Source organism: Tenacibaculum gallaicum, assembly GCF_003387615.1.
Classification (GTDB): Bacteria; Bacteroidota; Bacteroidia; order Flavobacteriales; family Flavobacteriaceae; genus Polaribacter; species Polaribacter gallaicus.
Window position 1 is genome coordinate 75,975 of record NZ_QUNS01000007.1, and the last position, 24,374, is coordinate 100,348.

Genomic DNA, 24,374 nt, shown 5'->3' on the forward strand with positions numbered 1-24,374 from the left:
ATTCTATAAAGAAGAAAGAAGATAACAAATATTGCCTTATGTGATGTAAATGTATGTTATAGTTTTCTTACTGCCAAATTTTTATGTAAAAAAATTGTTGCTTTTTTAAATTCTTCTTTTCAAGAAAATTGAACATTCTTAGCTAAACAAAGACTAGTACTGGTTAAGTTGACTTTTACCTTCTTTTTATTAAGTCTTTGAAAAATGTTTTATTTTGAATCCCATATTTTCATATAAAGTAATGAGTTCATCTTTATCATTATAGTCTTTAATATCTTTTACTTTCCAACTAACTTTTTCTTTTGTATTCTTATCAATAAGACTAAATAAATGCATCATTGCAATTTCTTCGAAGCCTTTGTCTTTTCCATTTCTATCTTGTAAAAAAACTTCTTTACTTCTAATTTTATCCCACATTTTCACCCATAGTCCAGATTCTTTTACTAAAGGTGTATTCATAGTGTCGATGTCAAAAACTTCTATTTCATTTTCTTTAGAGTTTATCGTTACCAACACGGAAATACCTTTATTGGTTGTTTCTATTACACATTTTGTTCCTTCACCTATTCGTTCCTCCAGTAAATACTTAACTTTTTTTAAACGGTTTCTTTCAAGTTCTATTCCTTGCTCTTTCTTTTTTAATTCTTTTATTTTTTTTCTAAATATCAGTTTAAAAATCATATATATAAATTTAATTGAAAAACTGCTACTAACACGTTTATAGTTATAAGAAGAAAGAATTGTATTATACTTTTAAATTGGCTGCTACCATACTATAATTTTATAGTAGCTCTTTTTCTTCTTCAAAATATAAGAATGTTAGATTTATTCTTTTTTTAGCAGTTACACAAAAGTAGTAAGTTTTTTATATTGACTGACAGTAATTACTAATAATATACTTGTGTAAAATTAAAGAGTGTTAGAGTTTAGTTACTAATTATAATAGTTCACTTCAGCAGTAGCTAATCTTGTAATATTATTACCTCAGATTTTTTTAGATAACCAGAGGTGGTTTTTACTCCATCAAAATACACTTTTACAGAATTATTATTAATTTCCTCTAAGTATGTTTTATCGTTTTGAATTAAAAAAGCTCTTTTTTTCACTTCTAAATTTTCGTCTTCATAAAAATAACTCTTAGGAACATTAACAACCACCTTTGAAGAAAGCTCAGCAATATCAAACTCTTTAATAAGATTAATTTCTTCTTCAGATTTAGAAATTGATTTAATTACTTTGAACAAAGTAAAAGGTAAAGAGTGTCTCTTTACAAACGAAAACTGTTGACTTTCATCGTCCTCGTTAACCATGTATGAAAACACTAAAGAAGTCTTGAAGAGACTTAAATCTTCATCAAATTCAAATTTATCATCAAATTTAACTTTATTATTTTTTAAGTCTTCATCATAAGTTTCATAAATTAAATAATCACCCTGATCTTGAGCTCCTACTTGATTTGATTTAGAATCATTTGTAAAACCTATTTTACCAGTTTGATAGAATAAATTCTCTTCATCACAAACACCTTCGATACAAGTTAAATCTAAAACATTATTATCTTTTATAATTCTATAAGATTCACTTTGATTTAAATCTTTTTCACCTTGCCAAACACCTTGAATTTGGTCAATAGTTAGAGTACTTTTTTCTCTTGTAACATCTTTTACTTCTACAGTCTTTTCAATTATTTTTTGTTTTTTTCTTTGAAAGAAGGCTTTTGGCTTTTACAACTTACTATAAAAACTAATAGAATTAGAGTAAGTATTTTATTTCTCTTTTTCTTTTTTTCAAAACTCATATATTTCTGTTTTTATTATACACAGATACATACTATAAATTAACCAGCTGCCCCCATACCTTCCAATAAAATCCCTCCCTCTTTAGCTTTAATAAAATAAAAAATCAATGTGCTTTCACTAGAGTATTCTTCTCCATCATCTATAACCTTAACCATATAATTATAATAAACGGGTAATAGGTTACAATCAACATCATCTTCTTTTATTTCAAAAGTTGGTTTAGCATCATTTTTTAAAGCCTGTTCAAAAAGTTCATTGGGAAACTTTTCAAATGTTTCTATGTAATTTTCAGATAAGTATTCAGACATATCCTTTTTTAAATATTCTTTACTAATTTTTTGCAAAAGAGAAGATATTTTTACACTATCCTTACTTTGAAAACAATCTGAATTATTCTTTTTTATTTTTCTCTCAATAGAGCCTTCTATTTCAACTTGTTCTGAAGTTTTAACTTCTATAGTCTCTTTTTCTTTCTTTTCACAAGAAAAAAGCGTGAAAATTAAGATTAACAATAGGTGTTTCATAACACACTTTACTTTTATGAATCAATGGACATTCTAAACTATTAACATCTACCTGTCCTTTAAAAGCAAACTTAAAGTCTCAATAAAATATCTTTCTTTTGTAGCATCTTTTATTTCACTATTTAGTATATCATTTATTAGTTCTTCTTTCTCTGCATCATTTTCAAAAAATTTAGGTATGCTAATTTGAGTATCCTCGCTTTTTAAACTCTTCCAAAAAAATATTTTTAGGTCATCAGGCTCTTCTCCATCACAACTATCCAGAATACTAAATATTAAACTATTATTAACTATTTTTGGATTTATCAGTTCTATATCACATAAAATACTTTGGTTTGAGAACTCTATTTTGTCAATTACTTTTTCCTTTTTTAAAATTAAAACATCTATATATTTCTCAAAATTTCCATCTCCTAATTCTCCTTCTTTATCTATAGTAAAAACAACTGATTGCTCTTGATCAATTATTAGTTTTTTAACCACATTATTTTCATCATATACTACCTCCTGTTTTTTCACTTCCTGAGAATTATATTGTGAATCTATTACATTTAATTCTTTGTTTTTTTTATTCTCCTTACTTACATTACATGAAAGTAGAAACGCAAAAATATTAACGAGTAGAAGAAAGTGACTCAAAGCCTTCATTTGTCGATTTGATTTATTACATTTTCTATTTCTTCTTCTTTTTTAGTTTTTTTTAATAATTCCCATTTGCCATCTGTAGTAGCAGAATAAATGGAAATTACTCTATCCTTTTTATAATATTCACATGGATTATCTATAGTTTTATTAAGTGGTAAAAAAAAGTTCTTATGAGTTATCTCTGCCCATAAATTAAACTTTGAAAATAGGCTTTCATCTAAATTTCCATTAATCAACTCAATTATACTATCTCTACTCTCAGATGTTCTCCAATATTTTAAGTTTCCTTTTTGAGGTTTCAGGTAAATTTTCCCTGAAAAAAGAACACTATCATTTTGAATCTTACAACACCAGGCATACAATCGTAAACTATCGACAGTATCCTCTTGAAAGCCCATATCTTTATCTATGAAATTTAGAAACTTTTCCTTAGTTATAATATTTTCAGCCTTTGAAATTTCTTTTTGAGTTTTTTTATCAAAAACTTCTCTTTCTAAATTTTTATTTTTTGTTTTGCAACTAATTAATAATGCTATTATTGCAAATAAAAGTAAACAGTTTTTCATTTTATAATGTTTTAGTATAATTGATTGGTCTAAAATATCCTTTCCAGCCAGAGTGAGAACTCAGAGCCTTACCTGTTCTCTTATATACAGCTGTTCTTGAGCAACCTGTCCCAGTATGCCCTCCATTCTTTTTATTCGTTTTTTCATCAGCACTACCAACTTTTCCTATTGCTTCTAAAATAGTTACTAAATCCTTTTCTTTATCATATTTGTATACAATCCCAGTATGTCCAACTCCATTGGATTTTCTCCAAACAAAAATATCTCCTCTTTGAGGTTTAAAATTATTCTCTTTACTTTTTTCTACATGTTTTATTTTATTACTACCAACAGCTTTTCTAAAATTATCTTCGCTTGTCATAATTCCAGTATATAGAGTTTTAAGCTTTGGCATAACCCCTAACTTATATAAATATATTGCTACCGTTTCAGAGCAATCTAAGTTTTTCAATCCTTCTTCAGAAAGAGAATTTCTTACTCCTGTTTGACCATATTTTATATGTCTATCAACGAGTTTTTTCATTTCGTCTAAAACTCCATTTCTACAAAACAACTCAAACCATTTACTATCTATATCTAACCATTGATTAGGAGTAGTTCTTTTATCTAGTTCTCCGTTTTTATCAGGATTTCTTCCGTTATACACTACCTTTATATCATTAGGAGTGTGGGCATCAACTAATAAATACATAAATGCCTTTTTATCCTTAAGCTTACCCAACTCTTCTTTTTCTTCTTTGGTATCTTTACCTCCTAACGTGATTTTAAAAATTGCCCAATCTTTAAAGTCAGTTTTGTTAGTAATTTTGTCATCTTTTGTATAAGCTCCAACAACTGCTTCAGCTTGTGTATTTGCCCCTTTATCATGCTGTAACATTAAACCTTTTTCTTCAGTTTCTAATTTTAGCTTCTCAACCTTTCCCTGCTTTACATTTAACCAAACTTTTTTATTTGCTAAATTTGATGTTTTTACAACTACATAAACTTCATCACCTAAATTTGCTGACTTTAACTTTTTAAAAGTCACTTTATCTCCTATTTTTTCTTTTTTAGGTTGTGAACCAATACTTAAAGTTTTTCCTACATAAATGGTGTCGTTGGTTAAACCATTGTCTGCTTTTATTTTTGCTACTGTAGTATTGTGCTTTTTTGCTATTTTACTTAATGTATCTCCTGAAACAACTTTATACTTAACAGGTTCTTTTTTATCGCTTTTTTTATACGAAACAATTAAACGATAATTTTTCTACTTACCCTTCAAACTCCCCACAATCATGAATCTCTAGCTTTTTTAAGTCCCTTTTAATTATATAAAATTTATTGATTTGAGAATAATTCTCAATCATTTAATAATTATTTCTATATTTTTTTAAAATGACCATGAGTGTCTATTTGATATCTGTTTGTATACTTTACTTTTTCAACTTCTTTTTCTTCTTCTATATCGTAACAAGATTGTTCATCAATAGTTGTAATTGTATAATCTTTATCAATTTCAAAGCTTCTATCCCATGCACATTCATAATTCCTTCCTCCCACAACTATCAGCTTATCAACAGTTTTGTTATTATTATCTATAGTCTGTAATTCAAAATATGGCAAATAATAATCTTGTTCTTTATTTGAATAAATAAATAAAAGTACTTTATACTTATTTTTATCTGGAAACCTCTTATAAAAGTATCCTTTTCCTTTATAAGGGTAAGTATCTTCCTCTTTAGCGTATAAATCCTCTTTTAGTTTAAACTCAGTTTTATCAGAAAATAAAAAATTCAACTCAGATTTCTCATTTATTTCTTTTTTCTGTTTTAGGCTATCTATAAGAGCAAATAAAAAATCATTATTATAATCATATGAATACTTATAAGGTAACTTTTTAATAGAAACATTATCCCAATTAAATGTTTGTATATTTTCTACTGGAGGAACTTGAACAAGCTTTTTTTCGTTATCCTTGGGTGCTTTACAGGAAACAAATAAATAAATGAATAAATAAATAAATAATCTCATATTAAACCTCTTTAATTTTAGAAAAATCAAATCCAAAAATATGGATATGATGATAATGACGTACTTTTTCAGTTTTATAATGCTGAGTATGTGGCAATAATGTAGTTTTAGTGACCTTTACTTTTTCTTTTTTCTTAGTTTTAGGATTTAATACTTCTTTTTCTTCTATAAACCTCTCATAATTTTCAGATAACATTTTTTTCTTTCTTCCCCACCCAAACTTATATAATGCTTTATTAAATTTCACTTGTCTTTCATAATCAAAATGTGAGTGTTGTAGATACGTTTGACCTCCATCTTTATTTGTACTTAAATACCTTAAATCTCCAGCTTCTCCATTTATGTGGCTACTACTATTTCCAGGACCTCCATTAATATCACTAAAACCTGTAGAACCTAGATCTTCTATACCTTCCTCTATCATAGCACCAATTAACCCAGCAAAACAATCAGGATTTATATAGTATCTTTTTTTTGATGTTGACCATTTAGCTATCCCATATCTCACTCCTTTTGAAGAAAATTTATCTAAATTTCTAGCATCTAACAAAAATGTTCTTTCTATCGGGTTAGTTTTTACATTTTTCTTTTTCCACTTATCTACTTCAACCAATTTGGATTGCCCTAACTTATGTTTATTTCCTTTAACATCGTAATAGTTATATATAACTTCTTTAGGCTTTTTAATATTATTTTTTTCAATTTTTCCACTACTATAAATATTATACTCCAATATTGAGTTATCTTTCAACTCAAACCAATTACCATCACCGTAATACCAAAAGTTAGGGCGGTTATCAAAAATCTCCTCATATTTTACTTCTAACCAATTTTGATTTGCAGGCTCTGCATCTACAACCATAAACAGCTTCGTTTTTTTATCGGTTGTTTTATTTAGAGCTTCTCTGTATTTTTTCTGACCCTTCTCTTCTTTAGGTGATAGTGTAACTGCATCTATTGCAAAGTTTCTAAAATCTTCGGCATTTGATATGTTCTTTTTATTTTGCTCTGTAAATCTGCTTACATATGTTTCTACAACACTAGCTTTTTTACCATCTTGCTGTAAAACTATAGGGCTATCTTTTGCTACTAAGCAATCTTTTTCGGCTTGTTTTAAACTTAACTTTATACGTTTATTAGCCATATTTTCAGTTTCAACCACCATATACACTTCATCACCAAAATTAGCACTAACTAGTTTTGTAAACTCTATTTTTGGCAGAATTAAAGGAATATCAATACAATCTCCTTTTGTATATGAGTCTTTTTTAAGTACCTCTACTATATGAGCAACAGTAGTCTGCTGTTGCTTTTTTTGTAAATCTCCCTTAATGTTTTTATAAATGATTGTCGCTATTTTTTCCTTACGAGCTTTTGTACTTGTATTATTGCTCCCTTTAAAAGTATAACTTTCAGTTTCTCCTGTTTTCTCTGTGCCTTTAATCTCTTTTTTTGCTAAATAGGCTTTTTTTACTCGTTGAGTTTTTATTCTTAGAGTATTACTTGGTTTTACGGTTAATGTTGCCATAGCTAATTAATTTTGTATTGTTTCTCTTTCTCCTTCTTGTTGAACAACTACACGTAACTTCAATTTATGTTCACTACTAGTTACCTTAAAGTCTTTTATAATATCATTTTCTATAACCTTGTCATTATATACAAAATCTTTGGTGTGGTTACTTAAATCAATATCTATTGTTTGCCCTATAGCATTTTCTGTTTTCAATACTAAGTACACTTCTTCTCCTGTATGTGGTTCTGCTTGTTTATTACCTTCAAGGTCGGTATAATAACAGGTAAAACGTGGTGTTGTATCTTCTTTAGCTTTGTAGGGTGCAGCTTCTTTTATTGGTATAAAACTTTCTTGCCAGTGTTTTATATAGCGTGTGGTACTTTTTTTGCTCCAACTAGAGTTGTTAAAAAATCGGTAGTCTTGCATAGCTGGAGATATGGTTAGAGTTACCTGCATACCTGCTTGGTTGCAAAATTTTTCATGGTAATTGATGAGTGTACCATCTTGAAAATTATATTCAAAAATTTCTAATCCGTCATAATCATCTTGATAAAAAACAATTTTACCGTCTCTTAACTGATATAAGTCAAAAGGATATCGTATTTTTTTGTTTTCGGTTCTGTCGGCAATAATCCATTCTAAAAAACTATCATCGTACATTTGTGATTCAAATGTAACTGAGATGATTCCTCCCATTAAGGCAGAGGTAGGCTTTCCGTTCCAATCAATAAATCGATCGTAATTTAAATTTGTATTGAATAATTCTCGTTCTTCTCCACATACAAATAGTTTTGCTTTTACATTCATTTTTTTGCAATTTTCGGGGGTTCTTCCTAACTATTAACTAAGGCAATATCTCTAAAGGTATAAAGTACACTTCCCTTTTATAACCTTCTTCTACTTTTTGTAACTTATTTTTTAAAAATAATTCCTCTAATTTATCTATTTTTTCATACTGTTGAAAATAAAATTTTTCAAAACCATTTTTCCCTACTCTTTTTCTTGGTAATTTATATATTCCTAAACAGTAATAACCTTTATGATTCAAGGGAATCCCTGATTTAAAGTAAAATAAGTCCGCGATTGTTGCTTTTCTACTTAAAACATATCTATACGCTGTTTTGTTTAGTATTTTTATTTGTTTTTGATACAAACGTTTTATTACTCTTCGCTTTTTTCTTGTAATGGGTTTTGCCATTTGAGGAAACGTACTGCGATAATTTTCTATTAATTCTATAATTTCATCCTTATCAAAAACATAGCCTTTTTTTATAATACTATCGTTAAGCAATGATACTTTTTGGTATAATACTTCGTGTAAATTGTTTCTGCTTAATTGAAAAAGGCGTAAACTGTCTGTATTTAGCTCTCTGTATCTTGTTTTTATCGTCGCACTTGGTTCGCTTCTTAAAACTCCTAGTTTTTTATTGAAGTAATTTAAAGAGGATATAAGTTTATGATTGGTTAACGTAGATCTTTTTAAAACAGTATCTATCGCTTTTTCTAAAGACAAGGGAGTTAATGAACTTTCTATTCTTGGAAAAATAACGCCTCCATTAAAAAGACTATTATCTGGAGCATCGTACACATAAATATTATCTTCGTCTGCAGGTATTTTTTTTAGGATATTGTTTTCTACAATAATTTCATTATCTACAATAAAATTCTTGATAAACTCGTTATAAAACTTCCCTGTTTTATACAAAAACTCTTTGCTTCCTAATATATAATTCTGAGATCTTACACTTTTATTATTGTCTAATTGCGCAAAAATAATTTTAGGTGATTTTTTAGCTATTTTTTCAAAAAAAGCATCTTTTTGTCTTTTAATATCATTTGTGTTTTCTTTACTTGAAGCAATGATGAAGAAATTGTTTTCAAAACGTTTATTTTCATCTGAAAAATTATCTATTGCATAATTAACTGCTTTGGGAATAGACATTGTTTTTTCTACATATTCTACAGCTAAATTGTTTTGATTACTCTCTATAAAAGATTCTACAAAACTAATCCACTCTGAAAAGGAGCTTGTTTTTTCTAAGATTGCTGTTCCCTTTTTATCGACTAAAATTGCAGAAAAACTGTATTGAGCTTCGGTAGATTCTTGAAATAAGGTTATGTATAAACTTTGTAGTGAGTTCAGTATTTTTTTTAGGTGTTCGCTTTCTTCATTTTTAGAAATAAAGTGGAAGTTTACTACCTTCGACTCCTTTTTCATAAACTTTATTTCTTTTGTATAAAAGCTGTTTCCTTTTACATTAATAAGTTTATTTTTATCATGGTTCCAAACATGTACCGGAGCTATCAAGTCTTTAGTAACATCTGTTTTTAAGTTTTTATATCCTGTATATAAGTATTTCGACAACACATCTTCACCAGTAAGTTGAATTGTATCTTTATTACTAACTGCCAACAAACTATCAGTGTCATTTATAACATATACTTGATTTTGTCCAATACGTGTAATTAAGTTTGATGGTATCCAACCTACTGTTTGAGAAATAGAGTCTTTTAAAACGGGTTTATCTGACACAAATACTGCTTTCCCTTTTTCATCATACTTATAAGGGTATACGATTTGATTGGACACTAACTTCTTATTTGACTTTGTTCTAAAAAAAGGATCTTTAAACACATTTACAGAGTCTACTTCCATATAAGGTTTTAAATCGAAAAGTCTTAGTGTTTTATCTGTTCCTACCTTATATTTTATAGGTTTGTTATTACACGTTTCTAAAAATGAGTGATCATACTCTATTACATTACTTGCAGGAACCCACCCTAAATACTCCACCTGCTCCGTATCTTTAAAGTTAAATTTATCACCATAAAACATAGAGAACAATCCTTTAGGTTTCCCTATTTGATCTGGGTTGGCTACTACTACTTCATATGAATTTTCTTTTTCATCAATTACATACAGCGGGGTAAGTAGTCCTTTTTTCTTAAACTTTTCTTGTACATATGGTCCTTTATAAAAAGAGTTTTCATCTCTATCAGAAAAAACCATTTTTAACGAAGCATCGTGCTTAGTTTTTGCTTTTTTTAGATAGTTAAACCTATCTGTTTTTACTTCTTTTACTTTTTCATATTTTCCTATCGTTTGCGATACAATAGGGAAGGAATATAGCGACAGCAAAAAAATAAAAAGTGTTATTTTTTTTTGCATTATTATCTTAGTAAACTTTGTGTTACGTTTAATCTTTTGAAACATTTAATTGTATCTATTTCAACTTTATTTATAATTATTTTGCTTCTTTTTTTATTCTCTAAATAGTGTAAACCTTGGCAGTAACTAAAAAAGTCATTATACCTTCCTCCATTAACAATTACGAGTATATCTTCTGCTTGGTTACATGTATAGTTGTTTTTTATATAATTTAAATTTTTATAAAAAGTTCCCCTGTCTGTAACCTTACTATCTGCTATTGCTTGAAGTCTTTTTCTAATATCATTTTGCACAACTCCTAAGGAGTCTATCTTTTCTAATTCTTCTACTTTTTCAAATCGTGGTAAGATTCTTATATTATGAAATATGGGATATTTTAGTGTATTTGTTTGAAGTCTCACTCTGTAATCCCCTGGCTTACTGTACCTATAAATAACTTGTTCTTCATAGGCATCAACAGTTCCTGTTTCTCCAAACTCCCAATACCAAGTGTTTATTCCCTTACCTTCGGTAAAAAACACTAATTCTTCTCCTACATAACCTTCATCTACCCCATGTAATGTTACCAAAGAGTCTCTAGGTGATAATTTTGGTAAAGAAACTACACCTATTTTTTTTGATACAGTAAACTTATCATTTATCTTAATGGATACCAAGTACTTTCCTTCTTTACGATATTTATAATCTATATTACCTGGTTTTACAATGGAATCTCCATTACCCATATGCCATACTACTTTTCTCCCCTCAACTAAACTCGTATCGTTTAAAAGGAAAAACAGCTTTTCGTTAACTTCAAATTGATAATTGCTATTAGACTCTGATACATAAAAATCTAAGTTACTAAGCCTTGATTTGTAGGGTGCGAATATTGCTAGAATTAATACCAATAAGGCTATGAAAATTAAAACTGACAATTTAAATTTATTAGACATACTCTTTTATTTAAATGTTAGCTTTACACTCTTCTAAATTCTCTTTCAAAACTTTATTATTTCTTTTTAAAGCATTGTATTCTTCACTCAAATCGAAAAACATTTTAAGCGTTTTTGATGATTGAACTCCAAAAATATATCGGTTATTCATATCGTTATCTCTGTAGATTTTTTTGTACTGTTGTATTTCTTTATCTAATTCATCTAATACCTGAATCTGAATAACATCAAAAGGTATTTCTTGAATTTTTTTGTGTGTATTTTTTATTTTTTTCGTGTACTCTTCTTGAACATCAAAAATTTCTTCTGAAGCATCAATGCTATTTAACAACTCTTTGCTTTCTATTACAGGAACTTTAAAAACAAGTTTGGTTAGTATTATAAACACTACTGTAGAAATTATTATAAACAAAAGAGAGAACCTTATTTTTTCCCAAAAAACTTCATGATTATCCATAGCTTATTCTTTTTTTAAGTCTTTATTTATGTCTTTATACTTTTCTCTACATTTTTCTAGCTGCTCTTTATTAGCCTCTCTTGTATTAACTTCTTTATTATAGTTTTCAAGGAGTGACTGTATGTTCCTTATTTCCGATAAAAACTCACCGTAAATTTTATAGTAGTTATTTTCTTTTTTAGTACTATCAATACTTTGTCTTATTTCAACCCTAGTATTGGTAATAATCTTTTGCATTTGCCTATACTCTCCTATATTTCTTCTTTTATTTTTTAAGCTATATAAATTTTTAAAAAGTTCTTCCATTTTAAAATTTAACATTGCTTGTTTTTTAAAAACTTCATTATAATGAGATTGCTTACTCTCTATCAAAACAACTCCTTTTTCTGCTATAATTAAGGTGACATATAAACAGAAAAACACAACTACTGCTGTTAAAGAGAATGACGCAAAAAACTTAAGAATTTGTTTTTTTCTTTCTTTGTGATTTAAAGCCTTCATAAGAAATTTATATTAATCAATTATACTCCAAGAACTGTTTCCTCCTCTATTTCTGTTGAACTGCGATTTAGACTCTTCGTTAATTACGATATTGTCTTTTCTTTGTCCTATATACTCTAATTCACTCATCTTTTTAAATACACGCTCTAACATAGCTACAAACCTATTTAACACATCAAACGTTTCAGATATTTCCATATGATTGTATTTGACATTAACAGCATCTACTATAGAGTCTAGAAAATCAGAAGGTTTTATATCTGTCCATTGATAATAATACTGTAGTAACTGTTCTTTTTCTTTATCATCCATTATACTTAAACAAATAGAAAGTTTATTTGCTAGCACAACTAACCTATCTACCAAATACATAGGAGAGCTATTAACAGAAATATTTTCTAAATTAAAGATATTATCACTGTAATACTCTTGCAGCTTTTCACAGATTGAAAAAGTATTAGAAACTAATTTATTACTACTTTTTTGTCCGTTGTTCTTTTTGAAAATTTTAATAGAATAATTTTTAGACTTGATAAGTACTTGTAACAACCCCTTACCAAAACCTTCTAACCTTTCATTAGACGCTAAGTTAACTACTGGCGGAACATAACCTTCATCAATTGAAAACAATCCATTCGTCCATAAAACCTTTCCTATAACTAAAAAGTGTTCTTTTAAAAAACTGGTATTAATTTTTGAAACAGGAAGCGTATGTAACTCTAATTTTGGTAAAACATTAGGATGATGTAAGGGTACTACTTCAGGATCTGGCACACCTACTGGTAAATATTCAAAAGGAGATAAAGACAACATTATATAAAACTCTTCACTTTCTGTCTTATCAAAGTCAGATGTTTTAAGAGTTACTGATGGTGAGTTTGCTCCATACAAATCGCGGTGGTACATAATTCTGTATCCTTTTTCTGTAATCGCATTACATGACTTGAGTTTTATTACTAAAGAATTATCTCCATCACTTAAAACATCTAGTTGTAAGTTTTCAAAATCAGCACTACTTTCAATTAAACCATACTCATAATTTTTGAGAGAAACAGAATTATAATCTTTTACTGTTTCAATTGTATTATTATAGTTTTTAAAAAAATGTTCAGCAGATATTTTTACTCCGTCAGTCCAATTTATTGGTAAATAATTCATTTTATTATTTTTCTTATTCATCATCAATAGTATTTAAAGCAGTTCTTCTTATGTATATAGTTTGTTTATTTCTTATTCTGTTAAATTTACCGTCTTTTTCAGCATCTAAAACTTTTGTGAATAGAGGGAAATTAAACCATCTATTAGTGTAGAATATCCAACCGATAGGTTCTCCATCTAAGTAAGTATCAATCATTCTATCAGGAAACCTAAAATTCTGATCTTCAATAAAACGATTAAACCACATACCTACTGATACCTCCATAGGTAATTTCACTGAAAAGGAACTGTAGTTTTTATCATCAGGGTTTCTTTTAATCTTTACAGTAACTTGTATTAACTTAAAAACATCTACATTATCCCAATACATATCTGTAGCTCCATTACCTGAAACATTCCAAGCTTTATAAAATGATTTTGAGATATTTAAAAAATAACCTAAAGACATAGTGTACAGCAACGGTAACACAAACCAAATTATTGACAGCATTGCCCAAAGTGCATAAGGTAAGTTGCTTATTTTTTCAAAAATTAGGTAATACAACCACCCTGAAAGAACCATTACTATAAAGACAAAAAACAGTGTGTGAAATTTATTATCTAACCCTATAGACTTGTAAAACTTTGTGTTTTGAAAAAATATAAAAAACACACCTATAAAAAGATAACACAAAACTGTAAGTATTAATCCTACCCACACAAACTCATACTTTAACAGACTTAAAAAAACAGGAGCTATTAAAATAAGGGTAAGTAACAATACTAAAACAATTGCCTTTTTTATATTAAAAGACTTTTTAGCTTTTACTACATTGTTTAATACCATTAAAGAAATTATGGCTATTAAAGGTGCTAAAAGGAATTTTAAAAAATATACTATTATTATGTTCATAACTTTTTCTTTTCTTAATTAGTTAAATACGAATCATATCCTAAGAACCTCTCTGATAAAACAAAAGATTGATCAGAGTTTGTTTGATAGGTGATATGAATTTTTCTTGAGGAAATTAAAAAGAAGCTCAACACTTCTTTTATTTGTAGAACACTTTTTTCTAAAACGTTAAAGTTCTCTACTTCTTTTTCTAACACTACAACTACTTTAACATCATCTATCTCACTATAAACCTCACCGCTCAAGCCTAAATCAACCCCTAAAACTGCATCTCCTAAACTTAAAAAAGGAGAATCTTTTATAACACATGGCACATAATTAAGCTTTACTTTTAAGCCTAAAACTACCTGTATTAGTTTTTCTAACTCCGTTAAGTTTTCTTTAAAAAATTCAGATTTACATAAATTAAGAAATAGCTTGTATAAAGATTCATCTGAAACCAGCAAATCAGAACCTATAATTTGCTTGAAGATATTTAATAGATTCTGTTTTGATTTTTTGTCTGAGAAAAAATTTAAACTTCTATTATTAATCCTAACTCTTTCTTTAAATATTTCAGTATCAAAAAGAGTAAAAAAGTTAATATCTCCTTTTTCTTTTTCTCTATTCTTTCGAATAGTATCAATCACTTCTTTTTTGTTATCTGAATTAACTCCTAAAGAAAGTGGATAAAACAAAATTTCTGGTAGTTGATGATATATACTGTTTCTACTTAGGTTGACAACTAAATTTTCCTCGAAACCTGTATCTTTAGCTATAAAATTTGAATCAACAGATAAAATATCTTTAGACTGAGCTCTACTATTCATTCCATGGTTTCTTACAATTAGTCTCTCAGAAACACCTTTATCTAGTAAAAACTCTAGTTCTTCTACAAAAACTTCTCCAATAAAATTAGATGCCATATTGCGAACAAGTTCACCAACAACGACATCGCTTTCTTTTACACTAGCTCCCATACAAGATTATTGTTTTTATAATCTAATAATACATGATCTCCTTTATTCACTTGTTCAGAAACTATCATTTTAGATATTATCTTTTTCACATATGTTCTTACAACTCCAGCAATAGGTCTAGCTCCATACTTTTGAGAAAATCCTTTTTTTGATAAGAACTCTAAAGCTTCGTCAGAAATATCTAACACTATTTGTTTTTGTTGCTCCAATTGCTTTCTAAGCTTATTAAAGTGTATTACTAAAATATCTTGTGCTACTTTTTGATTAATTGGAGCAAATGGAACTACTTCTGTTAACCTTCCTAAAAATTCGGGTCTAAAATGTTGTGCCATCACCTCTATTAACTCATTTGAAGTTGGAGTTTTTCCTTCTGTTATTTGTTTAGCAATCCATTGACTACCTATGTTAGATGTAAAAATGACAATAGCATTAGAGAAATCCCCTTCTCTTCCTAATTTATCATGAATTACTCCTTCATCCATTAACTGAAGAAAAACATCGTAAACAGAAGTGTGTGCTTTTTCAATTTCATCAAATAAAACTACTGAATATGGGCGTTGTCTAATTTTAGTTACTAGCATTCCTCCTTCTTCATAACCTACATAACCAGGAGGCGCTCCATAAAGTAATGCTGCTGAATGCTCCTCTTTAAATTCAGACATATCAAAACGAATCATTGCAGTTTCATCATCAAAAAGCAACTCTGCCAATGATTTAGTTAATTCAGTTTTCCCTGTTCCTGTAGGCCCTAAAAAGAAAAAGGAACCAATTGGTTGTTTCGGATTACTAAGTCCACTTCGTGATTCAATAATAGCATCAGAGAGTGTTTGAATTGCATTTGTTTGCCCCTTAACTCTCTCTTTTAATTTTTTATCTATATTTAAAAGACGCTCTTTTTCTTCTGTTTGAATTTTCCCCAAAGGAATACCTGTAATTTCTGATACAACAGCTTCAATATCCATTTCACTTACAATGTCTATAGGCGTCTTAGCTAGTTCTTTTAACATAGATAAGAATTCTTCAACCTTAGATATTTCTTCCTGTAAATTTGGGTTATCAGATACTAAATTAAATGACTTAGTTACTTTTGAGGTTTGAATAACACTTACTTTTCTGTAAATGGTATTATACACCAATTGTAAATCAGAGAAATCAAATTTTTCTGAACCTTTAACTTCATTAAATTCTTTTTCTATCTTTTCAACTTCTTCTAATACCGTAGCATTGCTCATTTTTACAGCCGCTACGGTTTTATCTATCAAATCTATTGCTCCATAAGGTAACTTCTTTTCTTTAAAATACCTTTTTGAAAGATGTATAGCCTCTTCAATGGCTTTGTCAGAAATTTTAATATCAAAATGTACTTCAAGTCTTTTTTTATGTCTGTGCAAGCATTTTAACATTTCCAAGTCTCCTAACTCCTCTAATTTCAAGATTTCTAGCTTGCCATTTACAGGGTGTCTTTCAAGACTTTTTCGGTAAGAATCTGAATTAATTGTAAAAATCATATTAATTCGTCCTCCACTTAATTGAGCATTTAAAATGTTAACAATGGCATTTGTTTTACCAGAAGAATTTTCAAGTAATACATGAAGATCATCTATCACCAATATAGATGGAGTATCAATAGACTCTAACTTCTCAAATAACTCTGATACCTTTTTATTTACATCATTTTCTGAACTTGCTGCAGCCAATAATTTCGGAACATTAAGCTTAAACACCAAATGACTTTTTAAATACTCATCAGTACTATTACTTAATTCTCTTACAAAATAATTTACTGTCGCTGTTTTACCAATTCCAGATTCTCCTACTAGAATAACTCCTTTGCTTTCAGATCTTTCAAAATTCTCTAAAATTAATCGTACTTCCTTTTCTCTTCCTAAAATTAAATTTCCTTTTTGAATTACTTCTTGTGTCTGAAGATCTTCAATATATGAACTTATAGTAGAAATGTTTTCTTTGGTATTTGACTCTAAAAAAGTAGGAGTATTTGCGTTATACTGCTTTAGTATTTCTTGCTCTGTTATTCCAAGTGTTTCTATTTGTTGACCAGAATATACGACACCTTCTCTTACCACCGCTGTAAAAATGCATAACGCATCAATATTTTCTGTTCCTAATTTGATTTTTGAACGTTCAGATTCTTCAAAAACCTTAGCAACCTCACTATCTGGATGTATATCTCCAGAAGCTTGTAGCGGAGTTGACTTGTACATTTCTTTCATTACCTCAAACCATTCGAGAATGTAGTTAGCATCCTTTCCCATACCATCAATAATTTCCTCTAAACCAGTAGGCTCATTAATTAATGATGTTACTAAGTGGCTAACACCATAAGTACTTTGTTTTTCTTTGTAGGCAATACTTTTAGCTCTTTTTATACTTGATAAAGCGCTTGAACTGTAATCTTTTTCCATCATTTTTAAATAAAAAATACTTTATAAGTTATATTTGATATAGATTTTTTTTCTAATTCCTTTTCAAGATAATAACTGAAAAGGTTTTGTTTCTCTATAGAAATTAACTCTTTTTTAGTTTTTATATGTATATCAGTGGTTCTTATCAACCCTTTTTTCTTTTCTTTTGATATAGCAACACCATCTTTTATAGAAACATCTTCAACAAAACGTCCTATTTTACTATTTACAAAGCTTTTTACATCTTCTTTTGTTACAATTCTTTCCCTTGTAAGTAATCCATAGCGTAGACCATTTATTTTGTCATGCTCTTCTTTTCTAATATAACCTCCTATTGTTTCCGTTTTTAGTTTAATCTTACTATCAATAAACTTACCTGTTCTATATTGATTAAAAGTGTAACTAGTAGTAATGCCATTTGCTTGACTAGCATTAGTCAACCAATACTGAAATTCATAATTAAAAGCTTCTTTATGTGGGTAGGTTAATAAGAAAGTTTTATCATTATTTGCATTTACCTCTCCAAACTCTAAATGAATTTTCTTATCAATTTCGTCTAATTTTTCATGCAAATCATCTAAATATGCTTGTATAATATCATAACCTATGGAAGAGAAAGCACTTCCTTCTTCTCTTACTGTTTGAGAAGTTTTACTCAACATCATTTTAGCACTTCTTGTATCAAACCTTCCTATATCTCCAAAATATAATGAGTAACCTCCTTCAAGGCTTTCGGTAGAATTCCCTATAACATTGGCATAACTATTTCCTTTATCATCATTTAAACTTTCAATGTTTAAAAAATAATCTACTCCTTCACTAAGTACAGATAAAATTCTTCCATTTTTCCTAAAATTATGCTGTTTATACTCTAATTTTCTATTAACTATAGGAAAGGTGTTTAAGCTTACTTCAATTCCTTTCAGCTTATCTTTAGAAAAAACTTCTGGGAGTTTAACTTTAAACCACAACAGTTTTTGATTTAAATCTTCTGGTTCAATAAAAAAGTCATCTTGTTCTCCAAACAACTCATTAATCGTCTTTTTAACCTTACAAGATTCATTTAAATTTAATGTGTAAAAACAATCTTCATAAAACGAAACAACGTCTTCAAAATAATGAACTTCATTATTCTTATTCACTAAGCTTTCTTTATCTAAAAACATTTCATTCCCTGCAGCATCATAAACCTTCATTGTTTTTAAAAAAGGTAAAAGAGAACTATCATTTAAAATAAAACATAGTGATAAGTTATTTGTATCCTCTAGTAACTCATTTGAAATTTCCACTCCAAACCAAAGCTCATAATCTTTAATTTTATTCTCTTGAGGCAAGTAAAGAGCGTCTTCTATATTACCAAATTGATTTTCACTTATTAACAATTTATCGTCATAACCTAAATATTTAACAGAAGCATTTATAAGTTCTTTTGCTATAATAGGTGTAAAGAAGACATCTAGCTTTTCTTCTCCGAATCGTCTTTTAGAACAATAAAAATGATCTGAAACGTAAAGCTGTGTTGTATCGTCTTCTGGTTGTGCTTTCAACAAAGCATGTGAAGGTGATGGTAAAGACCATTTGTTACTCACCAGTATCCTAGACAGTCTATCTAACAACTCTTTATCCGATACGTCTACTTGTTGATGTAATTTTGATATTTCATAAGCAAAAGTATGTAGTAACAAATCTAAAATAGGGTCAACACTTCTTTTGTCTTTAATACCCCATAGTTCCATCGAACGCAGCAGCATTCGATTTTTAATTTTCATAAAATATTCGTCTCTCATTGCGTTTTTTTTATTTTTTTACTGAGATAAAGGACTGATGTAAAAAAGTGTAGCGAAATTAAATGGAGCTTCGGTTTCAATAATTATTCCGAATACTTTTATTTCTGCTTTTCTTCTTACATGAACATCAGTAGTCTCTGCATCATCATCTATTTCAGACAATCTTACACTAACTCTAATATCTTTAAGTCTTGGTTCATACTCAATAAAGGCGTAATATAAAGAATCTTTAACTTTTTCTTCCCATTTATTAATTTTAACCAACTGATTAAACTCTAAATCCCAAATATCGGAACCATAGTTAGGTCTTCCAAAAACCTCACCTTGTTTTGAAGTAGCAATTATCATGAGGTGCTGAGCTATGGATTCTTCAAGCGTACAGCCCAATCTATTATCCTCTTTATTTGTTTTTGTTATGCTGGAAAAGTCTAGGGGGATTTTCAAATAATTCATTTTTCCTTAAATTTTTTTCTGTAAAAATAATTTTTTTTATCAAATATTTAATAGATTCGTAGCAGAATAAAAAAAATTATTATGGCAATGTACAATTACGGAATTGGAGGTAATGAAGTTAAAGTTGATGCTAATGAGTCAATCGCAAACATTTCTTCCAACAAAACCTTATTAATCCAAAAACTTACCGACGAAGCTCCTGCAACCCCCGAAGCTACCTATGGTTTAGACACAATCGAAGCAGTTTTCGAGAAATTTTCACCTTCTGTGAAACTTGAACACACCGATGAAAATGGCGCTGACGTTAAAGAATCTTTAAACTTTAATAATTTAAGTGATTTTAACGTTGAGAACATTAAGGCTAATAGCTCTTTTCTAAATAAACTTGATATAGAAAAGGATCAGTACTTAAGAATTTCAAGACAATTATCTTCTAACAGAGCACTAATGAAAGCTCTTAGTAACCCCGAAACAAAAGATACATTTATTAAGATTTTAGAAGAATCTATTAAAGAAATCGATCAAGCTGAACAATAAAAACAAAAAACATAATTAGCTATGTCTACAAAAGTAAAAACGCAACAATCAGAAGCGGTTAAACAACAATCCCCTAGTCAAGAAGTAGCGAGCGCTATTGATGGTATAAAAGAGTACGGAGGTTTCTCTTTTATTGAAAACATCGTTGATGGATACTCTAACTTAAACCCTAAAAGAAAAGCTAGAAAAAGTCTATTTTTAAATGACGAGCAGTGGAAAGGAGAAAGAAAAAACTTAAAAAACAGACTTTCTGTTTGGTTAGAAATTCTTAAAAGTAGTGAAAACATCGAATCGATGTGTGATACGGCAAAAGAAAAGTCTACCAGTATCGAAGGAGTTTTAAATTACAATCTTAAGAAAACCTTAGAAAGAACTAAGGAATTAGAAACTTCGTATAGATCTGTAGCTTTATTCTACAAAAACACTGAAAAAGATAAAGTAAGAAACATCACCATCTTAAATGCCGATTTAAGTCAACTAAAAGATTTAGAAAACCCTCTTTTTATAGATTATGTATCAAATGAGTTTAAACAAAACTTTGATAGATTAGACTTAAAAGACAACTATTCTATTTTAGTAGTTCCTGGATATTTAGGCTCTAACGTAGTGTTAGACAAATGGTCTAAAATAGCCTATGACAACAAAGCTGTTTTATTAACCGATTTTCAAGATTTAGAAACAGCTGACGATATTGTTGACATGTTCTCTAACGCAAATCATTCAGGAGGAGAGGTTCACAAATCAAACACTTTAATGACTTGTAACTGGCTTTTAGGAAGAAAGAAAGAAGACGCTGTAGGCGAAGAGGATAACTTATACGTTCCCGCATCATCTGCTTTAGCAGGTAAAATATACCACACGTTAATGTCTCAAGTAGTAGCAGGTAAAAAGTTTGGTGGTATTAACGAAGTAGAAAGCGTACGATTCGACCTTAAAAAGAGTGAAATTTCAGAAATTGAAAAAATGGGACTTGTTCCTATGGTAAATGAATACAGTAAAGTAATGGCATTTTCTGCTAAAACTTTATTTAACGGAGATAATTTAGGCCTACAAACCTACTCTGTTGTAAGAGTATTTGACCATATAACCAAAGTATTATTTGATTTCTTAAATAGACGTGCATTTGAGAACTGGAGCTCTAGAACTGAGGCTGATTTACGTCGCCAAATAGTTAAGTTTTTAGATGATATTCAAGGACCTACTAAGTTAATTGAGCGTTTCAAGGTTATAAAAATAGAGCAAGATCAAAATCAGAAAGATCGTGTTTTATTAGATATCCACATCACTCCTTATTTCCCTGCTAAAAGTTTTGTTATCCAATTAGATGGACATAAAGGAGATGGACCTGAAGATGCTGTATGGCACAGTGAATACGTTCAACAATAATTTAATCCTAAATTATATTCGTTTTCTTTTATAGAAAAAGACAAAAATAAAAGCGGAAGTTTTAAATTTAATTTAAAACTTCCGCTTTCTTTTATAAAGCCATTTTATAGAACTACAAGAACCTTTCTCACATATACCGTGAAACCTTCCCCTTTTCATAAAAAACTCTTAAAACACTCCATTTAAACCATAAAAAACGAAATTCTGTTTTTTATCACAATTCATACAACTATTTTTGTAAGCTTTAAGTCCCCTTTACGAATAAAATAAAAACACTTTTATGAATTTACAAGAACTAAAAAACAATATAAATACAATAGTTAACAACAATTCTTCAAAAGAAGAAAAGTTACAGCAAATTTGCGATTATTTAGCTTCAGAAATTTCTTATTACGATTGGGTTGGCTTCTACTTTAAGAATGGAGATAAAGAAGAATTAAAGCTAGCACAATTTAACGGAGAACCTACAGATCATACAATTATACCTTTTGGAAAGGGAATTTGCGGTCAAGTAGCAGTTAGCAATGAAAATTTTGTAGTGCAAGACGTAAGCGAACAAGACAACTACATATCATGTGGATGGAAAGTAAAATCTGAAATTGTAATTCCTATTTTTGTTAATGGAGAAAACGTTGGTCAAATAGATATTGATTCTCATACAGCTAACCCATTTACTCAAAATGATGAAGCTTTATTGGAGTATATTTGTAAAAAAGTGGCTAATTTTATATAATTTTTATATAATCACTTGATTATTAAGTTTTTTTTTGTTTTATTTGGTCTGATTTTAACAACCCCATTAATCCCCTTAAATTATGAGCAGTAGAGAACATCCTTCTTATGCGGCATTAGGTAATGCTAATGCTCGTTCAAAATCTCAACAATCTTTAGTAGAAAAATTCACTATCTGGTTTCGTAACTTTTTAGAAACTGCAGAATAATTTTTTATTTTAAGATTTTGTTGTAAAAAAAACACCACCAAAATTATTTTATTTTTGGTGGTGTTTTCAATCTTAAAAACTTAAAAAATCATTGTGTAACGCCTACTGTTTTACTAGCTTTGCAAGCTTAACAACACAACAATAATGAACAATACTAAAACTATTAAATCAGCATTAATATCCGTTTTTCACAAAGACGGGTTAGAACCTATTGTTAAAAAGCTTAACGAACTAGGTGTTACTATTTACTCTACAGGAGGCACTGAAAAGTTCATAAAAGACTTAGGGATTGATGTAGTACCTGTAGAAGATGTTACTTCATACCCTTCTATTTTAGGAGGAAGAGTAAAAACTTTACACCCTAAAGTTTTTGGAGGTATTTTAAATAGACAAGATCACGAAGGTGATGTTGCTGAGATGGAAGAATACAATATTCCGCAATTAGATTTAGTAATTGTAGATTTATATCCTTTTGAAAAAACAGTTGCTTCTGGCGCTTCTGAACAAGACATAATTGAAAAAATTGATATTGGTGGTATTTCACTAATCCGTGCTGCAGCTAAAAACTTTAAAGACACTCTAATTGTTTCTTCAATGGAACAGTATGAAGGGCTTTTAAATATTATTTCTAAAAATAACGGAGACACTTCGTTAAACGATAGAAAAAAGTTTGCTGCCAAAGCTTTTAATATTTCTTCACATTACGACACTGCTATTTTCAACTATTTTAATGAAGACGAAGTTGTGTATAAAGCTAGTGAAACTACTTCTAAAGTATTACGCTACGGAGAAAACCCGCACCAGAAAGGATTTTTCTTTGGTGATTTAGAAGCTATATTTGATAAGTTACACGGAAAAGAGTTAAGCTACAACAACTTATTAGATGTTGATGCCGCAGTAAACTTAATTGAAGAGTTTAAAGGTGAAGATCCAACATTTGCCATTTTAAAACACAATAACGCTTGTGGTTTTGCTCAACGTAAAACAATTCATCAAGCCTATGTTGATGCTTTAGCTGGTGACCCTGTCTCTGCATTTGGAGGTATTTTAATATCAAACACAAAAATTGATAAAGCTACTGCTGAAGAAATTCATAAATTATTTTGTGAAGTTGTAATTGCTCCTATTTATGATGCTGATGCCTTAGATATTTTAAAAGGGAAAAAGAATAGAGTAATTTTAATTCAAAAAGAAGTTGAATTACCTAAGCAAACAGTAAGAACAGCTTTAAACGGAGTGTTAATCCAAGACAAAGACTATATTACTGATAAATTAGATGATTTATCATATCCTACCAACAATAAACCATCAGAAAGTGAGTTAGAGGATTTGTTATTCGCATCTAAATTATGTAAAAACACCAAATCTAACACAATCATCTTAGTAAAAGATAAGCAGTTATTAGCTGGTGGAACAGGACAAACAAGTAGAGTTGATGCGTTAAGGCAAGCAATTGAAAAAGCTAACAGTTTCAACTTTGACTTAAAGGGGGCAGTTATGGCTAGTGATGCTTTTTTCCCTTTCCCTGACTGTGTAGAAATAGCAGATAAAGCAGGTATAAAAAGTGTAATTCAACCAGGGGGTTCTATTAAAGACCAATTAAGCATTGACTATTGTAATGATAACAATGTAGCAATGGTTTTTACAGGAACAAGACATTTTAAACATTAATTATACTGAGTGTAAAATACCCACAGATTTTTATTAGATTTGTGAGAA

The 24,374-nt window shown here is 29.1% G+C and carries 24 protein-coding genes; 5 read left to right on the top strand and 19 right to left on the bottom strand.

Annotation, left to right across the window (positions count from 1 at the left end):
- Positions 1-189: 189 nt before the first annotated feature.
- From C7448_RS12575 to C7448_RS12670, 19 genes are all read right to left on the bottom strand, one after another.
- Entirely contained in the window at positions 190-681 is a 492-nt protein-coding gene (locus C7448_RS12575; protein ID WP_115901739.1) for a hypothetical protein, read from the bottom strand.
- Between the two features lie 281 nt (positions 682-962).
- The gene (locus C7448_RS12580; protein WP_115901740.1) at positions 963-1,310 is read right to left on the bottom strand and encodes a hypothetical protein; all 348 of its coding nucleotides are present in this window, start codon (positions 1,308-1,310) and stop codon (positions 963-965) included.
- A gap of 527 nt (positions 1,311-1,837) precedes the next feature.
- A complete protein-coding gene (locus tag C7448_RS12585; protein ID WP_147300532.1) occupies positions 1,838-2,311 on the bottom strand; it encodes a hypothetical protein in 474 nt (157 codons plus the stop codon).
- A 60-nt stretch (positions 2,312-2,371) separates the two neighbouring features.
- On the bottom strand, positions 2,372-2,971 hold the full coding sequence (locus C7448_RS12590) for a hypothetical protein (protein ID WP_115901742.1): 600 nt from the start codon (positions 2,969-2,971) through the stop codon (positions 2,372-2,374).
- Positions 2,968-3,534 (bottom strand): hypothetical protein, encoded by a 567-nt coding sequence (locus C7448_RS12595; RefSeq protein ID WP_115901743.1) that lies wholly within the window; start codon positions 3,532-3,534, stop codon positions 2,968-2,970. Before C7448_RS12595 ends, C7448_RS12590 begins: the two co-directional genes overlap by 4 nt.
- Before the next feature lies 1 nt (position 3,535).
- Entirely contained in the window at positions 3,536-4,561 is a 1,026-nt protein-coding gene (locus C7448_RS12600) for a CHAP domain-containing protein (RefSeq protein WP_211321917.1), read from the bottom strand.
- 332 nt (positions 4,562-4,893) lie between these two features.
- The gene (locus tag C7448_RS12610) at positions 4,894-5,544 is read right to left on the bottom strand and encodes a hypothetical protein (RefSeq protein WP_115901744.1); all 651 of its coding nucleotides are present in this window, start codon (positions 5,542-5,544) and stop codon (positions 4,894-4,896) included.
- 1 nt (position 5,545) lies between these two features.
- Positions 5,546-7,072, bottom strand: a complete 1,527-nt coding sequence (locus tag C7448_RS12615) for a hypothetical protein (protein ID WP_115901745.1) — start codon at positions 7,070-7,072, stop codon at positions 5,546-5,548.
- A gap of 6 nt (positions 7,073-7,078) precedes the next feature.
- A complete protein-coding gene (gene tssD, locus C7448_RS12620) occupies positions 7,079-7,864 on the bottom strand; it encodes a type VI secretion system tube protein TssD (RefSeq protein ID WP_115901746.1) in 786 nt (261 codons plus the stop codon).
- A gap of 37 nt (positions 7,865-7,901) precedes the next feature.
- Positions 7,902-10,226: a type VI secretion system protein TssR domain-containing protein gene (tssR, locus tag C7448_RS12625; RefSeq protein WP_147300533.1), complete on the bottom strand. Its 2,325-nt coding sequence runs from the start codon at positions 10,224-10,226 to the stop codon at positions 7,902-7,904.
- 2 nt (positions 10,227-10,228) lie between these two features.
- A complete protein-coding gene (locus tag C7448_RS12630; protein WP_115901748.1) occupies positions 10,229-11,161 on the bottom strand; it encodes a PKD domain-containing protein in 933 nt (310 codons plus the stop codon).
- 10 nt (positions 11,162-11,171) lie between these two features.
- On the bottom strand, positions 11,172-11,618 hold the full coding sequence (gene tssO / locus C7448_RS12635) for a type VI secretion system TssO (protein WP_115901749.1): 447 nt from the start codon (positions 11,616-11,618) through the stop codon (positions 11,172-11,174).
- 3 nt (positions 11,619-11,621) lie between these two features.
- Positions 11,622-12,119 carry a type VI secretion system TssO gene (gene tssO, locus C7448_RS12640; protein ID WP_115901750.1) on the bottom strand — a complete coding sequence of 166 codons (498 nt, stop codon included), beginning with the start codon at positions 12,117-12,119 and terminating at the stop codon, positions 11,622-11,624.
- 12 nt (positions 12,120-12,131) lie between these two features.
- On the bottom strand, positions 12,132-13,301 hold the full coding sequence (locus C7448_RS12645; protein ID WP_147300534.1) for a hypothetical protein: 1,170 nt from the start codon (positions 13,299-13,301) through the stop codon (positions 12,132-12,134).
- Positions 13,291-14,169: a TssN family type VI secretion system protein gene (locus tag C7448_RS12650; protein WP_147300535.1), complete on the bottom strand. Its 879-nt coding sequence runs from the start codon at positions 14,167-14,169 to the stop codon at positions 13,291-13,293. The genes C7448_RS12645 and C7448_RS12650 overlap by 11 nt, the downstream gene beginning before the upstream one ends.
- 14 nt (positions 14,170-14,183) lie before the next feature.
- Entirely contained in the window at positions 14,184-15,128 is a 945-nt protein-coding gene (locus C7448_RS12655; RefSeq protein ID WP_115901753.1) for a hypothetical protein, read from the bottom strand.
- A complete protein-coding gene (locus tag C7448_RS12660; RefSeq protein WP_115901754.1) occupies positions 15,113-17,554 on the bottom strand; it encodes an AAA family ATPase in 2,442 nt (813 codons plus the stop codon). The genes C7448_RS12655 and C7448_RS12660 overlap by 16 nt, the downstream gene beginning before the upstream one ends.
- 2 nt (positions 17,555-17,556) lie before the next feature.
- Positions 17,557-19,338, bottom strand: coding sequence for a type VI secretion system baseplate subunit TssF (locus C7448_RS12665; protein ID WP_147300536.1), 1,782 nt, complete (start codon positions 19,336-19,338; stop codon positions 17,557-17,559).
- A gap of 18 nt (positions 19,339-19,356) precedes the next feature.
- The gene (locus C7448_RS12670) at positions 19,357-19,782 is read right to left on the bottom strand and encodes a GPW/gp25 family protein (RefSeq protein ID WP_211321918.1); all 426 of its coding nucleotides are present in this window, start codon (positions 19,780-19,782) and stop codon (positions 19,357-19,359) included.
- 90 nt (positions 19,783-19,872) lie between these two features.
- On the opposite strand from C7448_RS12670, the gene C7448_RS12675 reads away from it, so the two are divergent.
- From C7448_RS12675 to purH, 5 genes are all read left to right on the top strand, one after another.
- Positions 19,873-20,328, top strand: a complete 456-nt coding sequence (locus tag C7448_RS12675) for a hypothetical protein (protein ID WP_099215504.1) — start codon at positions 19,873-19,875, stop codon at positions 20,326-20,328.
- Between the two features lie 21 nt (positions 20,329-20,349).
- Positions 20,350-21,714, top strand: coding sequence for a DUF5458 family protein (locus tag C7448_RS12680; RefSeq protein WP_115901757.1), 1,365 nt, complete (start codon positions 20,350-20,352; stop codon positions 21,712-21,714).
- Positions 21,715-21,994: 280 nt separating this feature from the next.
- Positions 21,995-22,447 carry a GAF domain-containing protein gene (locus C7448_RS12685; RefSeq protein ID WP_115901758.1) on the top strand — a complete coding sequence of 151 codons (453 nt, stop codon included), beginning with the start codon at positions 21,995-21,997 and terminating at the stop codon, positions 22,445-22,447.
- An 82-nt stretch (positions 22,448-22,529) separates the two neighbouring features.
- A complete protein-coding gene (locus C7448_RS16110; protein WP_262510991.1) occupies positions 22,530-22,655 on the top strand; it encodes a hypothetical protein in 126 nt (41 codons plus the stop codon).
- Positions 22,656-22,799: 144 nt separating this feature from the next.
- Complete coding sequence (gene purH / locus C7448_RS12690; protein ID WP_115901759.1) at positions 22,800-24,326, top strand: bifunctional phosphoribosylaminoimidazolecarboxamide formyltransferase/IMP cyclohydrolase; 1,527 nt, start codon at positions 22,800-22,802, stop codon at positions 24,324-24,326.
- Positions 24,327-24,374: the final 48 nt, after the last annotated feature.